Below are 15474 nucleotides of genomic sequence, written 5' to 3' on the forward strand. Positions count from 1 at the left end.
GTCCCGGCCCCCGCGCTAGCCGCCGTCACGTTCGGCTGAGGACCCATCTGCGTCCGACCTTTCCTGCATCATCTCGTCCATCATCTGGCGCATCATTGCCCTCATAGAATCCTGGGGCTGTCCTGTGCTGTCGGACGGCCGTTCGGGGCCATGATCCTGTGCCTTGACTGCGGGCACCGGCGTACCGCTGGACTGGGCCATTGCTGGCAATGCTCATATGGCCAGGAGCCCGGCGATTGCCGTCGCTTTCATTGCTCTCTTCATCTTGCTCTCCTTTAACGATGGTCGGACCCGCTGCCGGCATCTCAGCCAAACCTGCTGTTCCATCTATGGTTCCTCGCTACGTGCAAAAGACCGCTTCGGAGAAGGCGCCATGCCTGCTCAGAACTGGTTGCTCGATGCATTCGAATTGTTATTGCTGGTTGGGTGCCTCCCTGACGGAACCACGTCGACGTCCGTCGAGGTATTTGGCAATGACTGAATCCAACATCAGCGAAGGTTGGAGGGAGACGAAGCCCTCCATTGGTATGGGAAGAATGCTAAGTTCGGATCCGCAAGGACGGCATCCCAGCGGGCGAACCGCTATCCAACCGCTTCGTCAGCCGTTCAATCCTTCAAGGCGTCCCGAACCGCGTCCTTTGCCTTGCCAACCCCTTTTTGCAGGGTCCCTTCAGCCTTGTCGGCAGTTCCGTCAGCGCGAAGTTTGTCGTCGCCCGTGGCCTTTCCGACCTTATCCTTTATCTCGTCGCGCGGCTTCTTTCTTATCTGAGCCCTTGATTTCGTCCTTGTGCATGGTCTTCTCTTCTTTGATCGGAACCAACGTGTGCGCTACCTGAAATGTTTCAGAGGAGCAGGATTGGAAGAGCCACGCGCTCGCGCCGTGCCATGCCACATAACCGCGCGTTAACTTCAGTAATATCAGTGCACGCCTGCCCCTATTACAGGCGCACGTGATGAACCCATTCTCACGCAGTTGATTGGAACCCTTTGCCTTAGATCAGCTACCGAAGCTTCCAATGGAGGGACGTATACTGAATATCTCGAAGGGAAACGTTTTAGTCTCATCGACGTTGTTCCTCGGCTCATCTCAGCTCAGGAAAAACATCGATGGACAACGAAGGCACATCCGGTCTCCATGGTGATGCCCCGGCCGCCGTCACCGATCGCGCTATGCCTGATCTCAAGGAATTGGCTGCCATAGCCTTCCAACGAACGCGAATGCCAATCGTGGTGACTGACGCCACGCAGAAAGATTTTCCGATCGTGCTAGCGAACCAATCTTTTCTGAACCTCACGGGCTACAAGGCAAATGAAGTCCTCGGACGCAACTGCCGGTTTCTTCAAGGCGCCGCGACCGCCCCTGCGGCAATCGCCGAGATCCGAGCAGGATTGCGGGAGGATCGTGCGGTCAACGTCGAGTTGCTAAATTACCGAAAGGATGGATCGGCGTTCTGGAACCAACTGCACCTCAGTCCAATCCACGACGACGATGGCCGTCTGGTTTACCATTTCGCCTCGCAGATTGATCGCACGGATTATCGCAGGATCGAGAGCCTGGAAGCGTCAGAGCATAGGCTGCTTCTGGAGGTGGACCATCGGGCCAACAATGTACTTGCGCTTGTCGACAGCATCGTACGATTGACGATCTCTGACGATGCCGCGCTATATGCCGCATCTGTTCAGAGGCGCATACAGGCCCTGGCTCGGGCACATGGCTTACTGTCAAAGCGGGCCTGGCACGAGATTCCATTGCGGGAAACAATCTCATCTCAGATTGAGCCATATGGAGCGGCTCGGGCTCTGCTGGCCGGACCCGAAGTCCTGCTGGCAGCACATTCCGTTCAGCCATTGGCGCTGTTCATTCACGAACTAGCAGTCAATGCGGCTTCCCACGGCTCGCTCTCGAAAGAGACGGGTCAGGTACAAATCAGTTGGCAGCTCAGCCCGCAAAATCATGGCTTCGTTCTCGTTTGGGAGGAGACCGGGGGACCACCCCCACTGACGGCTCGGCGCAAGGGATTTGGGACGCTGATGACCGAAGCTACAATCCGGCGACAGCTTCAGGGTTCGCTACGCCGCGAGTGGTCCGATCAAGGGGTAAGGATCGTAGCTGAAGTGCCCAACGTCACGGTCTCGCGATGAAGAAACCCGCATAGCGCAAGGCGTCCTACACCGGGCAATGTGTCAGAGCCTGATCAACGGCACCGCCCTTCCTTCCGGCCTGCAGGATGACTGGTTCGGCAGCGACAACCCGACTACCGCAATCCGGGCTTGCCGAAATGGAGAGCACAGGCCGAGCTATTCCGGGCTGGCCCTGAAGGCCCGCGCAAGAGGGCAAGCGAGCCGGCAGCGCCCGCTTCGCCGACGAGGTGAACAAGGTACAACGGCACTATATTCACTTGAACTAACGCTTGCTGTTCCTGGCCCGCTGACTATGGTTGAGCATTCCTGAGGCGGCACGGGATATGGACTTGCCTCGTCGATCAGTTCGATCGCACCTGCTTGGTTTGATCGCCGCCGCGGTTATCCCGGTATGGCTGTTTGCCGGCTATTTGCTGGGCCAATATGCCCTGCATGAACGATATCGTTTCGAACAGGATGCCGTGCAAACGGCTCGACAGGTGTCGCTCGTTGTAGAAGGCGAGCTCGCAAATCTCCAAACCATCCTCGACGGCCTTTCCAAGTCCGCCGCGCTCGCCAATGGTGATCTACAAGCCTTCCACCACGAGGCACTTGATCTTGTCCAAGGGACGGACCGGATCATTGTCCTGCGCGACCTTGGCCGCAATCAGCTGGTGAACACCGAAATCGGCTACGGCGCCGCTTTGCCGTCCGTCGAACCGATAGCTGTAGCTGACCGCGAGAAACTCAACCGTTCCGGTGTTTTCCTCAGCGATGTCTTCGCCAAACGGTCAGGCGAATACCGGGTTGCTGTCGCCATTCGGGTGCCCGCCCCGAAGGGGGAGGACCTGCTTCTTTCGCTTTCTGTACCGACTGCCCGGATCCGCGATGTTTTGATGCCGGCCGTACCGGAAGGATGGATCGTGGGCGTCGGGGATCGCGACGGAAATTACGTGGCACGTTCCAAGTTGCACGACGAATGGACCGGAAAGCGCGGATTGCCGGGATACGTGGAAAAGATAGTTGGGCGCTCCGGCTCGTTTACGTCCCGCAACTTCGAAGGGGTGACGCTGCTGGCAGGCTACTATAGATCCCCGTACTCTGACTGGTTCTACACCGCAAACGTGCCTCTTTCAACTGCGCAGGCGCCGCTCTGGCGCTCGCTTGCCGCCATTTGCGGGATAGGTCTCCTGTCGCTCCTTGTTTCCGTTGCTCTCGGATATGTCGTCGGCAAGAGATTTACCCAGGCCGCCGCAGAACTGGCGACACGCGCCGAGGCGCTCGGTCATGGCCGCAGCGTCGAACCCCTGTCGACTTCGGTTACGGAGTTCGCCGCCATTGCCCAGGCGATGGTGGACGCAGAGCGTGCGATCGCCGAACGGCGGTACGAGCTGGAAGCGGTGTTGGAGACAGCGCCGGCGGCGGTCTGGTTTACATACGATCCGAAAGCCCTTCAGGTGATCCGCAATCGCTTCGCCGCCGAACTCATGGGCCTGCCAACGGATGCGCACAAGTCCTTCGGCAGGCCCGATCTGGTCATCGACACCGTGGCCGTCAAGGACGGCCACGTAGTGAGCCGCCAAGACCGCCCTCTTAGCCGCGCCATGCGCGGACAGCTGACCGATCATGAAGAGTTCGCCTACACGCTGCCTTCAGGTGTCGAGCGCTTTCTACTTTCCAGCGCACGTCCAATTCGCAATCCGGCCGGCGGCATTATAGGCGCCGTACAAATCAGTCTCGACATCACGGACCGCAAACGCGGTGAGGAGCAGCTCAAATTGTTGACCAATGAGCTGAACCATCGCGTGAAGAATATCCTTGCTGTGGTTCGGTCCATTGCCTCCCAGACACTGCGCAACGCCACAAGTTTGCCCGAGGCAGGGCGCACGCTCTCCAGCCGTCTCGTCTCGCTGGCCAAGGCAAACGACCTGTTGACCCAGCAGAACTGGAGTGGCGCCGACGTCAAGGATCTGATTGCCACATCAGTCAGCTCACACGCACCTATCGACCGCTTTAAGATTAGCGGCGAGTCGGTCTGGCTACCACCGAACGTCGCTCTTTCGGCCGCTCTGGCTTTTCATGAGCTTACGACGAATGCGCTGAAGTATGGAGCACTGTCAAACGAAACAGGCACGGTGTCGATTCGATGGAAGCTTCTCGGTCAAAAACAGCATCGCTGGCTCAACCTGGAATGGCGCGAACGGGGAGGTCCACCTGTTGAACCGATCGAGCGAAAGGGCTTCGGCACGCAGCTCCTCGAGCGCGTGTTTGCGTCCGGCACGTCAGGACGCGTCACTCTGAAGTTCCAGAAATCGGGACTGGTCTGCACCATGCGAGTGAATTTTGCGGCGGGCGATAGCAATTTAAGGCATTGAGCGCGCGGGCAAACCCGGGTCTGTGTCCGGAGTGAGCGCGGACCTATGACCGCGGCGCCGGCTGGTCGAGGTTGGCAGATCGCAGGGGCTTTGCGGTGCTCTTTCCAGAACAGCAGCGCAGTGACAATGCCAATCTTTGTTTCAACTGGTTCATTCCAGATGACACCCGACGAGGCTCGGGTGAGGCACTTTCGATTCGTCAAATGATAGAGGCAGTGATGGTCGCTCAGGATTCGGACCGCACCAGGATCTTCGTTACCGGACTTTCCGCCGGCGGGGCAATGCCCGCCGCGATGCTGGCCACTTACCCGGAAGTCTTTGCGGGCGGGGCCATCCTAGCTGGTCTACCCTATGGCAGCGCCACTACCCTGCCGCAGGCATTCGACCGTATGTCATGGCGGCCCAACGGCGAAGCAATTTGGCTTCGGCAGTCAAGCAAGCAACCGGTTACTCCGGACCATGGCCGAAGCTCTTTGTCTGGCATGGAAGCGCCGACACGACGGTCAGCCCCGTCAATTCCAATCAACTCGTCGGGCAGTGGCTTGCACTTCATGGACAAAGTGAAGCTCAAGCCGACACCGAGGAGCGCCAGGCCTATCGCCGCGACGTTTGGAAGACTGCTGCGAATGAGGAGTCGTCGAATCCTACCTCATCTCAGGCATGGCGCACGGAACAGCTGTGGACTCGGCAGACGGCTTGAGTGACGGCGGACCTTTTATGATCGACACCGGCATATCGTCCACTTCGCTTATCTCCCGGTTTTGGGGACTAGCCGGCAACAGTCGCCGACCAGATTGGGGCGACATTCGTCTTTGGCGGTCGCGCACCCGCCGTTCGAACTGGCGGGCCGTAGGAAGTCCGGTGGCGAATGGATGGCTTCAGCCTTGTTGAGATCGGCACCGGTTTCGACCTCAATCCTGGGCCGCAACCTCACGCCCAAAAATCGGCCGGCTCTGGTTGGCTCGCTCTCTCCGTGGCCCAGGGGTTCATCTGTATAAGAATGGACGACAATTGCCGCGTCGCTCGAGTTAGGTGAGCGACGATGCAATCTCCCGCGCAATGTCATGGACCCCGCACTAATTGCTCGGCCGCATGCGCTTGGCTGCACCTCCGATCGCGTTGCGGAAGGCAGCATCGAAATTTACGCCGGCAACCTCCCACCTGGTGTCTTCTGTACTAAGCGGCATGCGCCAAACCGCATGCCAGCCCGGCTCGTTGGTTTCCCAATCGAGGTGCCCGACCAAGATCGCGTCAGCGCCCAATCTGGATTTCAGTCTGGCCAGGCTCTCATGAGACATAGCATCAAGCTGTTCCTGCGCGATCGCCGACAGATCGGCCTCTTTCGCGAATATGATCGGTATCGCAAAGCGCGCCGAAGCATCTTCAAAGCTTGCGCGCAGCTCCGATCCGTGGGCGCCGTCGGCGGCCAGCACATAGCTGCGCGCCATGTCGGTCACTTCGACGACGAGCGCCAGCTTTGGGCGCGCGCCTAGCCACGGCCTCTCTCCCAACACCCCCATTGCATGGTCCATCCGCTTCCGGTCAAACTGGAACGTGAGATCGAAAGGACGATCACGTGTGCCCTGCTCATCGTGAATTGGAGTGCCGAACATACGGTCATGGTAGGTGTAGGACCAAACCATGCCAGGTGCCCCGGTCGCCAGTGAAGAGAAGGCAGGATTTTGCCCGATGTCGGGATTTCCGGTCAGCTTTTGCGCTGCCAGTTCGAAACCCTGCGGGATGGCGGGGACGCGCGTTTCCTCGCGATCTCCGGTGACAATCACCTTTGAGCGATAAAGTACATCGTCGTCTGCATGCGCCGCGACCGCAAACGCAAACCAGGACAGGAACGTCAACAGTGCCTTCTTCATTGACCCGCCCTGCCCTCTTGAGTAACTGTTTATGAGGTTACATACTGGTGGTGATGGAATCAACCGAATCTGTCCGGACCTACCTCTCCCCGCATGGACACATGCGCATGCTGGGTGGCGCGCCCGCACTTGACATTGCCAACACATTGCACTGGCGAGATGGGGCCGAGATCGATTTCATTCCAACCTACCAAGACCTGCTGGACTTTTGCATTCCGGCCCTGTTGCTGTCGGAAAATGAAGGGCGGGTCCTCAAGCGTCTCTCCCTAAATCACCAAGGCGTCGCCCGCGATGTGCATCTCGAGGTGCTAAAGTTACGCGCAGCACTCAAATCGTGGCTCGATGCGACGGTGCAAAACCTTGACGGTGGTCTCGTCTCGAAACGCACCGCCTTGCGCGGCATTCATAAAGCGATAGCGCAAGCGGGCGGATCGGCAGGCCTTGGCGAAATCCTGAACCTCACATCCGCGTCGACACACCAAGCGATTTACCTGCCCCTGCGCCGGTCGGCCGCAGCCGCCGTCATGCTAGTCCTGTTCCCGTCAGGAAACGATATCCGGCAATGTGAGGCTGACAAATGCGGCGGCTTCTTCGTCAACGATAGCCGCTCAAAACCGAGACGCTGGTGCTCGATGAACAGTTGCGGCAACCGCGCCAAGGCGGCGCGCTATCGCCAGGCACATCGGAAAATGTTCCGGACCCGAATGGGTGACAAAGGAGTGTAAGCGCGGCAGGCCCCAAGCACAGTGCTGCCGTCGCCAGCCTCCTTCTCCGCCGATTTAAAGCTGACTAGACCTGCGACCGACGGCGCTTGTCGCCCAGCCGACCTCTGGGCCTCGCTGATAGCTTGCGCCTCGCCTTCCTCGGCCACCGCCTCCCAACTCTGACATTGAGCTGACGCGCCGCTATATGGGCTTGTCCAGTCATGCGCGTTTCACATACCTAAGGTTTGATTGGGTTCCAGATGAAGGAAAGCTGCGAGTGGCAGACCAGCAGCGTTGTAAGCGGGCTGGTGGGGGGCCTGGGCGAATTCCGCCAATGCGTGCTCGACACCACCTGACCGCAGCTCTTGTAAGCTCCATCTGCTGCAGAACCTGGTGGGTAAGCATTGCAAGCCTGGCGTCGCGGTATAACGCGCTGTGCTTCACAGTTCCGGTATAAGTCTCCGATCAGTGGCCCCTCCCGGGTCGTAGTTTCTCTGCGCCAATCTCCGGAGGCACGGTTAGTTCCGGCGGCCCAGACGACACGCGTGACGTAGATTGTTGGCCGGTTGAAAGACCGGACTTGATCTGAAGCTCGACCGACCTGGTGTTGTCTACCTGCTGATAGCAAGCGCGCCTCCCCTGTGGACATATAGCTAACCCTCCGACGGGAGGAACATTGGCCCGTACATGAAGTTCGGGAGCCGATTGGGATCCGATGTTTGATTGGATCCCGGAAGGAAATCCAATGACCGAAGATCTCTCACGCAGGCAGGAACGGCGTGGTACAGCTCGGATCTCCAGTTGGGCGGTGGCTCTGGCCGCCCTCATTTTTCTGGGCCTGCTCGCCTTTTTTATGTTCGCGCCGTTGTCAAACTCTTCGCGGCAAGCAACGCCGCTTAAGGTTGCCCCCGAGCAGAACCAAGGGGCCAACGCACGCGCGAACACTTCGCCTCCCCCAGACTGAAGCACCAGGCAGGGACGCGCCGTATCGACCCGAGTCCGAAGTTCGGGAGCCTCCCTGGCAAACGTCTTTCCCTTCTTGTGAGCTGCCCGCTGGCTCCATCCGGCAGGCGCTTGGTGAAACTGTTGAGGGAGTGCAAACTCAGAGGAGCCGCTGTCGATCCCCCGTCGAGGCGCCGGTTCGGTTTGCGAACAGCTTTCATGTCGAGCCCGCCGCCGTTCGCTGTCCGACGAACCGGAGGACGGCCAGCCAGCCACCCTCGATCGTGGTCGTGACCATCAAGATGCTTCCACATTGCTTCATCGGGCGGCGGCCGAATGCCTGTCGATCATTGCCTGGCAAACACGCCCTGGTAGCTCTGGCCCGCGAGAGTGTAAGTTGCTGCCAAGGTCCCATCGGGCAGCATCAGGAAGCTGACGTCCGAGCCGTTCGGAAGGCGCCCGAGCTTCAACGTGGTCCCGAGGATTTTTCCCGTGCCCGCGGCCTCTCCCGGATTGTTGTCGCCCAGAATTCCCCATGCGTAGTTGACCGTGACCTTCCCGTTGGCCGAAACGGATTGAACATCGAGCCTGCCTTCGGATGTTCCCTGCAATTGCCCAATCCAAGTGCCCGTAAATGCAGCGTACCTTGGAGGGACGTCCTTCCCAGGAGGGACTATCGTGAGCGACTGATCCCCTGCTGCCGAGCCGGCTGGCACCGCGGCAGCACTCAAGGCGGGTTGGGGAGCAATGAAGGCGGGCGCGGCATGCCCCGCAGCGGCGGGTTGGTGCACTTCTTGGGCGGATTGGCATGCAACCAGGGCAAATGCTGCCAAAGCTGGCGTAAGGTTCCGCATCAAATCGTCCACTTCTCTATGGAATGCCCAACAACGAACTTCCTCCACACGTTCGCGCCTCGAAGCGCCCTTCCCGGCGGATCAGCCTAAGCTTACCTCAGCAACAGCCCATCGAGGCATTATCAATTCGCAATTAACTATGACAACCCCAGAACAAGCAGCGATGCTTCGCGTTGCTAGCGGGCGGCAGGCATTGTCAATGCCGGAACTGCGGAGTGGGCGGGACGTTGACCTGCGTCTGGCGCGCCCACTGGGTCGGCAATTTCAGAACCCGGACTTTCCGCGGCTATTCGAACGCTACGCTCACGACTGCGCAACCCGCTTTCCGTGGATCCAGCTCTATGCGCCGGTCAATGAGATGTTCATCTGCGCCACCTTTTCCGCCCGCTGGGGATGGTGGAACGAGCAACTGAGCACCGACACTGCCTTCGTCACCGCCCTCAAGCACATCGTGAAGGCCAATGTGGTGGCTATGCGAGCGATCCTGCAGGCGCGGCCGGACGCGATCTTTATTCAGAGCGAATCCTCGGAGTACTTCCACGCCGACTCTCCCGAGGCGATCGGCAAGGCGGACCGATTGAACAGCCAGCGTCTCCTATCGCTTGACCTCAACTGCCGACATTGGCGTCGATGCGCGCACTTATTGCTACCTGCTCTTTTGCATGTGGACCGGATGGGGCGGCTCTAGACCAAGGCAATGGCACTAGTCTAGCTCAGGTTCTGTTCGCGCCAATGCCGCTCTATGCGCGCCGGTGCCTGGGCCTCCGGTGCGCACCAAGCCGATGGTCAATGTCGGCAGGTCCTCTATTGTCGCGATCTCGCCAGGACACGCGGCTTGACGGCAGCTTTAAGATGGCCGTCAGCGACCGGGCCGGACGTGGGCGCCTTCCCTCCACGATCCCGCCGCGCGTTCCAATCGCCCGTCCGGCGATCTAGGGTTAGCGGATGTCCGGCCAGACGCCTTAAACATGGCATGTCCCTGTCCGGTTTCAGAGATGTAATCGAAAAAGGTTCCAGCTCGGCAAATCTGGATTCCGGCCTTCGGGCGGCATCCGTCGCAAGCCGATAGTCTCTGGCAAGCAGTTCCCGCGACGCTACAGACTACGGCGTGTGTCTCCTCGTCCCGAGCACACGAGCGCGTGGCGGATGCTCCCGTGCGGACAGAGCCGACTATAAGTCGATGAGGTGCCCTACGAGCAGGGCTGCAAGCTGCGCGATCTAGCCGGGTCGTATGCTGCCATGGTTAACAACCATCGGCCCTTAGCGATCTTACCATGCGAATGACAATCGGATCGTAGGGGATTTTTTCGTCGCGGCTATAACTGACCGTAAACAATGCAGCGCGGTCGCCGCAGACTTTGATGGCGCGAACATACAGGATCTGGCCGTCTTTCAGTCCTGAATAGCTGGCCCACTGCGGCGTCACTCGCTTATAAGTCAACTTCCAGCCGTCCTTCTCATTCACTGCCATGCGATGTTCAATCTCGGTGCGAAAACTTGGATTGCCGAGTTGCGCTCCCCAGACGGCAAGAAACGCCTTGTTTTTGCCCTCGAAGGCCGCCCCTTGATCGGAATGCTGAGTCAGCACAAACCCAGGTGGAACATCGAACACAAAGCCGAAGTGCCTGATTCCGAAGGCTTGCCATCCCTGAGCACCGAGCGGTGATGTGGGCATAATCCCGACAACCAAACTCAGCACAATATGGGGAACATGCCTCATGAGTTGGTCCTATCGCGCCGGCACCCCGCGCCAGGTCTGTGGCACCACGTCGAGCAGCATCGGCTCGACCGAGACGTTGGTTTGGTGATCAGTTGGCAGGTTGCCGTTTGGGGTCTTCCGGTCAATGGCATCCGGCAGATCCCTGGTGATCCTTGCAATTAGCTCCTCGCGCGAAAGGCCGGTCTGCCTGGAAAGCGCTTCCAGGATCTGCGCGTCTATAGCCGTTTCCACCTCGTGTGGCTTGATCGGCTCGTTCGGCCCAGCGCCAACCCAAGAGTCCGCCTTCGAGCCTGCACCTGCATTTCTGAAGCGGTCGAGAATATCGCCGAGCGCGGTGGCGGAAACGCCCCTTGGTGACCTGGTCCAGAATCCCACCGTGGGGATTGTTTGAATCGCGCTCTCCCGCTCCACGGATCATCTCTGCGATGCCGCGGTTTTGATAGGCTAGGACCCCCAGCATAGCGATCGCAAGTCTTCCAAAATTGGCCACTCGTTCCTCCTCTGGTGTCGACTATGGAGAAGGTCGCGGCCTGCCAAAAGTTCCGCAATTGGCGAAGCAAATATTAGGCTGGCTTGGAAACTGACGACCCGTGGGTCATGACCATCACCTCATTGAACACCGGGAAGCCGGGCTGCGCGAGACCGCCAATCAGCGGGTGACGTTGGTGAGGACGTCAGCGGCGTCGCGGCGTATCGCCGAGACCGAACCCGACGCAATGCTGGAAAGAGCCACAATCGGCCAGGACCGATCTAAAAATGGCTAGGAGACGCGCTGCGACTCGCTGTTGGACACGAGCCCTGGCGCGCAGGCGGCTGCTTCAAGGCGTCGACGTGAGCTTGCCTTTTCATGCGGTTTCGCTCGGCGCTTAGCAGCTCTTCCTCGCCCGTAAGGCCGTTCAAGAAAAGCTTGAGGACATGGGAAGCGAGTGTCTGTGCCTGGCGGCTGTTAAGCGGAACAGCCTCCTCTTTGCAGGCGGTCCGGCACACGCGGGCGAGCATCTCCAGTTCGTCGGGCATGACCACTTGACCAGGAAACAACATGGCTTCCTTTTCCTTCAGATGTGTATTTGATTGCAGAGCATGACTCCGCCGGCATATTGAGTCATTAAGAAATGACAGAGCAGCCGACTTAGTCCGAAATGGTACGGATTCTTGGCGGACGTTCGTGGGCTCGTGGACATTCGAAAGGCGAAACGACCAGTGGCGACCGAGCCCGCGCTGTGGCGACAAAGCGACTTGCCTTCACGAGCCTTGGCATCTCCGCCTTGTCAGCGCGACCGGACAGCGATTGCAGCAATGTTCCAATCGGTCAATCCAGTTTGAAAGGGCCTCGGAAGCTGAGCGGCAATGTCGCTGACCCGTGCGCCAATCGTTCGCCTGGCGCCGCTAAGCGCGTGGCGGCAATTTTTCTGATTTGATCAATCGCGTGGCTGGCTTGGGCCGGCTACGCGCTGCTGCCGACCCGAATTCGGTTCCAGGCTTAAGCCTGCGATTGCCGTGCGCCTAACGCATCAATCCCGCAGCCCGGAGGGCGTCCTCGATGATCGTCATCACCCCCGGTGCAGCCGGCCTCGTATGACGCGGGAACTGCTTGACGGCATTTGGGTCCGGAGACTGCTCCATATCTGGCAACGGTGTACGGGTTAGCAGCCTCTCACCGTCGACCACTTTCTGCCGCGATCTCGTGGACACGCTCTTTTCCGTTGCCACGATCCCCCAGAACCGAGCGGTCTCCCGTGTGGAAGAGATGCCGCTATCGAGCATGAATGGCCCTGGCGCGCTGAAACCGTCATTGGCCAGCGGGGTTCCGTGGCCCATGCCGGCAATACTATTTATCTCAAGGGCCACTTCTCCCGCGGGGTCGAGCCAAAGACGCCTTGCATGCCGCCCTGACACCTCTGATCTTGTAGGTGTCTTTTCGAGGCCATGAACGCCTTGCCACTGCGCCGCGACTGCTTCCGCGTTGGAATGCGCAACCGTGCGGTCGGCGGTCCCGTGCCAGATCGATATCCTTGGCCAAGGTCCTCGATGATCGGATGCGCTGCGGAGAGCGCCTTGCAGATCCTTATCCGACCGGCCGCCATGGCCGCGCATGCGATCGAACGCCTCCGGAATGGTCGTCGCGCTGCCGTAGGGAAGCCCCGCAATGATCGCGCCGCCGGCGAACACGTCCGGATAGGTCGCGAGCATGGCCGCCGCCATTGCCCCTCCGGCCGAGAGACCCGTGATGAAGATGCGTTTTCGGTCGAGACCTTGGATGACCACCATCGTCTCGATCATCTGGCGGATCGAAAGCACCTCGCCCGAACCGCGCCTGACATCGGCAGGGAGAAACCAGTTGAAACAAAGGTTAGGATTGTTGGCGCGTTGCTGCTCGGGAAAGAGCAGCGCGAAGCCGGCTTCGTCGGCGAGGCGGGACCAGCCGGAATGGTGGTCGTAGGCAGCCGCGTTCTGGGTGCAGCCGTGCAGCACGACGACGAGCGGCGCACCTTTTGGCAGACCCTTTGGAAGGTAGATCCTGGCGTTCAACGCGCCCGGGTTGGACCCGAAACCGGTGAGGTTCAAGAGGCGGTCGGAACGGAAATCCGGGAGAGGAGAAGGTTGCCGGGCGCGAATCGCCGCGAGGCGCGCAATCGTATCTGACACTTTCCGCATGAGGCCGTCCCTTGTTTTTGACGTCCGGGTTTAGACGGCACAGCGTGTAACGTCTTTGCAGCGATATCGTTGCTGTGATAACGCAAAAGCGAAGAGACGCTTGGCTGGTCACCGCCGCCGTGGCTGATGGACAGGTCTTGAGCACCCTTCTGCGACAGTCAGAGGCCTGATGGACAGGTAAAGATCGCCCGCGTCATGGCAATATGGTGGAGATCACTCGGTCGGAGTGGCCGAGAGGGCCCTCTTCCGACGAGGCGGAGGGCGACGGCGTTTTGCCGTTGATTTGAGCCCGACTGGCGCGGATTTGGAAAGCGCACCAAGCACAGCACTGATCATGCCATCCGCAACGAAATCGGCGTTGATGCCAGTGGCAAGCTTCTCGCATGCGTCGTTGTCGTCATTGCCTGGCCCGGACCACAACACCACGCCTACCCGTAGCGCCGCCTTTGCGCGCTTCAGGCGACGAACAAGGAAGCGAGCGTGTTTGACCGAATCCTGGTTGAGGAAATTGACGACAACGGTGTCGAAGCTGCCAAGTTCGAGGCGGCGAAGAGCGTTTGGCTCCAAATCGGCAAAGCTGGCCATTGATGCTTCCGCACCCTGGACTTCCAGCACCTGCATCAGCATGGCGGCCGCAGCGTCATCGAGTTCGCCACGCCCACCTGCACACAGCACGGTGATATCGGTGCCATCAGGCAGTTCGATCTCATCCTCGCCGCCCTTGGTGTCGCTCGGTTCGGCGTCGTCGGCCAAGGCCGGTTCCTCTTCCTCGCTGGCCTCCTGCTGCGCGCTATCCACCAAGTTTGCCACCAGAGTCTGGGCGCTTGCCGCCACCTGACGTCTTTGCGGTTCGCCCATTACGCCGCGAACACGATCCTGCTCGCCTAGCAGCAAGGCTGGAATGGCCACTTTGTCGTAGAACTCGACCAGATAGCCCTCTTCAAGAAACTCCTCAGCATGGTCTGTGGCCTCTTCTGGGTCGCCGGCGAGCAGACGCTGATAGAGCCGCGCGTGGGGTTCAAGCATCGGCTCGTTGCCGAACAGCACGTCGAGGAACTCAAACTGCGGAACGTGCCGACCGAGCACGACTAGACAGACAGTTAGGGGCGTTGACAGGACCAGACCGAGTGGCCCCCATAACCAGGTCCAGAAGATTGCAGCGACTATGATCGCCAGCGGCGACAAGCCTGTGCGCGACCCGTAAAGCCAAGGCTCTATGACATTGCCGGTGATCAGCTCCATCACGACGAACAGCGCCGCTGTCCACAACAGGAGCGACCATCCGGGAGCCACGGCGAGCGCTAGGAATAAAGGTAGGGAAGCACCGATGATCGGGCCGATATAGGGCACAAAGCGAAGTGCAAGTGCTAGCAAGCCCCAGAGCAAGGCGTTAGGGATGCCGAGTATCCAGAGCCCAATTGCAATTGGCACTGCATAGGCGACGTTGACCACCATCTGCATCAGCAGATAGCGACCGACTCGCCTTCCGGCATCCTGCAGCGCCTGAGTCGTTCGATGAAGGTCGCCGTAGCCCACGAGCCGGATGAAACGATCCCGTAGATCTTCCCGTTCTAAGAGCATGAAGACGACAACGACTATGATCAGACCGGCAGATGCCAGGGGACTGATCAAAGGGCCGACGATGCTCTGGAGCACCTCGAGCGGCCTTTCGCGCGCGACGATTTCGACTGGCACCGGTTCGCGCTTTGGCGTGTCTGCCGCTGAGGGCAGCGCAGGTTCCTGTCTATCAATCTCCTGGCCGACACGCTCGACCACATCGCTCAACCTGGCAATGATCCCTCCCCCCACGCCTCTTTCCTTCAGCAAGCGAACCTTGGTTAGAATGTTTGCCTGATAAAGCGATACATTGTGCGCCAATTCGTTGACCTGCGAGGCGACAATGAAGCTGAACAGAGCCAGCGCTGCGAAGGCGCCAAGGACGCTCAATACGACAGCCGCGACCCTGGGCACGCCGGCCCGTTTTAGCGCGGAAACCATCGGGGCGAGTGCGAAGGTCAACAGCAGGGCAATCGCTATCGGCAGGAAAACCTCGCGCCCGAAATACAGAGCGGCCACGGTGACTACGACCGTCGCGACGGTCGGCAACGCGGTGCGCCGATGTGCTACCGAAAGGGTACTTTGCAGTCCGGAGAAGGGATATCTGCCGTTACGATCAATCCCCACAATAACCCCTCCACCTTGCCCTTCGGTGATAGGGGCGCCTGGTCAGTT

14 protein-coding genes are annotated in these 15474 nt (G+C 59.6%); 7 read left to right on the forward strand and 7 right to left on the reverse strand.

What is annotated here, in order from left to right:
- Positions 1-163 precede the first annotated feature (163 nt).
- Positions 164-481 (forward strand): hypothetical protein, encoded by a 318-nt coding sequence (locus tag FJ970_RS25505; protein ID WP_140762619.1) that lies wholly within the window; start codon positions 164-166, stop codon positions 479-481.
- Positions 482-606: 125 nt separating this feature from the next.
- Here FJ970_RS25505 and FJ970_RS25510 read toward each other — a convergent pair whose 3' ends face one another.
- On the reverse strand, positions 607-765 hold the full coding sequence (locus FJ970_RS25510; protein WP_210243069.1) for a CsbD family protein: 159 nt from the start codon (positions 763-765) through the stop codon (positions 607-609).
- A gap of 342 nt (positions 766-1107) precedes the next feature.
- Between FJ970_RS25510 and FJ970_RS25515 the strand changes: the two genes are divergently transcribed.
- The 3 genes from FJ970_RS25515 (at position 1108) to FJ970_RS33950 (ending at position 5200) form a co-directional block, all read left to right on the forward strand.
- Complete coding sequence (locus tag FJ970_RS25515; RefSeq protein ID WP_140762616.1) at positions 1108-2142, forward strand: PAS domain-containing protein; 1035 nt, start codon at positions 1108-1110, stop codon at positions 2140-2142.
- 296 nt (positions 2143-2438) lie between these two features.
- A complete protein-coding gene (locus FJ970_RS25520; RefSeq protein WP_227791909.1) occupies positions 2439-4496 on the forward strand; it encodes a sensor histidine kinase in 2058 nt (685 codons plus the stop codon).
- Between the two features lie 95 nt (positions 4497-4591).
- Positions 4592-5200, forward strand: coding sequence for a PHB depolymerase family esterase (locus FJ970_RS33950; protein WP_415752051.1), 609 nt, complete (start codon positions 4592-4594; stop codon positions 5198-5200).
- Between the two features lie 372 nt (positions 5201-5572).
- On the opposite strand, the gene FJ970_RS25530 is transcribed toward FJ970_RS33950, so the two are convergent.
- Positions 5573-6367 carry a DUF2066 domain-containing protein gene (locus FJ970_RS25530; protein ID WP_181178744.1) on the reverse strand — a complete coding sequence of 265 codons (795 nt, stop codon included), beginning with the start codon at positions 6365-6367 and terminating at the stop codon, positions 5573-5575.
- 107 nt (positions 6368-6474) lie between these two features.
- Here FJ970_RS25530 and FJ970_RS25535 point away from each other — a divergent pair, with 107 nt between their 5' ends.
- A complete protein-coding gene (locus FJ970_RS25535; RefSeq protein ID WP_210241199.1) occupies positions 6475-7092 on the forward strand; it encodes a CGNR zinc finger domain-containing protein in 618 nt (205 codons plus the stop codon).
- A gap of 724 nt (positions 7093-7816) precedes the next feature.
- A complete protein-coding gene (locus tag FJ970_RS25540; protein ID WP_140762605.1) occupies positions 7817-8035 on the forward strand; it encodes a hypothetical protein in 219 nt (72 codons plus the stop codon).
- A 325-nt stretch (positions 8036-8360) separates the two neighbouring features.
- On the opposite strand, the gene FJ970_RS25545 is transcribed toward FJ970_RS25540, so the two are convergent.
- Entirely contained in the window at positions 8361-8624 is a 264-nt protein-coding gene (locus FJ970_RS25545; protein WP_181178743.1) for a hypothetical protein, read from the reverse strand.
- A 442-nt stretch (positions 8625-9066) separates the two neighbouring features.
- On the opposite strand from FJ970_RS25545, the gene FJ970_RS25550 reads away from it, so the two are divergent.
- Entirely contained in the window at positions 9067-9555 is a 489-nt protein-coding gene (locus FJ970_RS25550; protein ID WP_321575696.1) for a hypothetical protein, read from the forward strand.
- Between the two features lie 555 nt (positions 9556-10110).
- Here the strand turns inward: FJ970_RS25550 and FJ970_RS25555 are convergent.
- The 4 genes from FJ970_RS25555 to FJ970_RS25570 all read right to left on the reverse strand — a co-directional run bounded on the left by FJ970_RS25555 (position 10111) and on the right by FJ970_RS25570 (position 15387).
- Complete coding sequence (locus FJ970_RS25555) at positions 10111-10587, reverse strand: hypothetical protein (protein WP_140762599.1); 477 nt, start codon at positions 10585-10587, stop codon at positions 10111-10113.
- Positions 10588-10596: 9 nt separating this feature from the next.
- A complete protein-coding gene (locus FJ970_RS25560; RefSeq protein WP_224598356.1) occupies positions 10597-10998 on the reverse strand; it encodes a YidB family protein in 402 nt (133 codons plus the stop codon).
- Between the two features lie 1092 nt (positions 10999-12090).
- Positions 12091-13242, reverse strand: a complete 1152-nt coding sequence (locus FJ970_RS25565) for an alpha/beta hydrolase family esterase (protein WP_140762596.1) — start codon at positions 13240-13242, stop codon at positions 12091-12093.
- Between the two features lie 213 nt (positions 13243-13455).
- Positions 13456-15387 carry an AI-2E family transporter gene (locus FJ970_RS25570; RefSeq protein WP_411908798.1) on the reverse strand — a complete coding sequence of 644 codons (1932 nt, stop codon included), beginning with the start codon at positions 15385-15387 and terminating at the stop codon, positions 13456-13458.
- Positions 15388-15474 lie beyond the last annotated feature (87 nt).

This window comes from Mesorhizobium sp. B2-1-8 (assembly GCF_006442545.2).
In the GTDB taxonomy this organism is placed as follows: domain Bacteria; phylum Pseudomonadota; class Alphaproteobacteria; order Rhizobiales; family Rhizobiaceae; genus Mesorhizobium.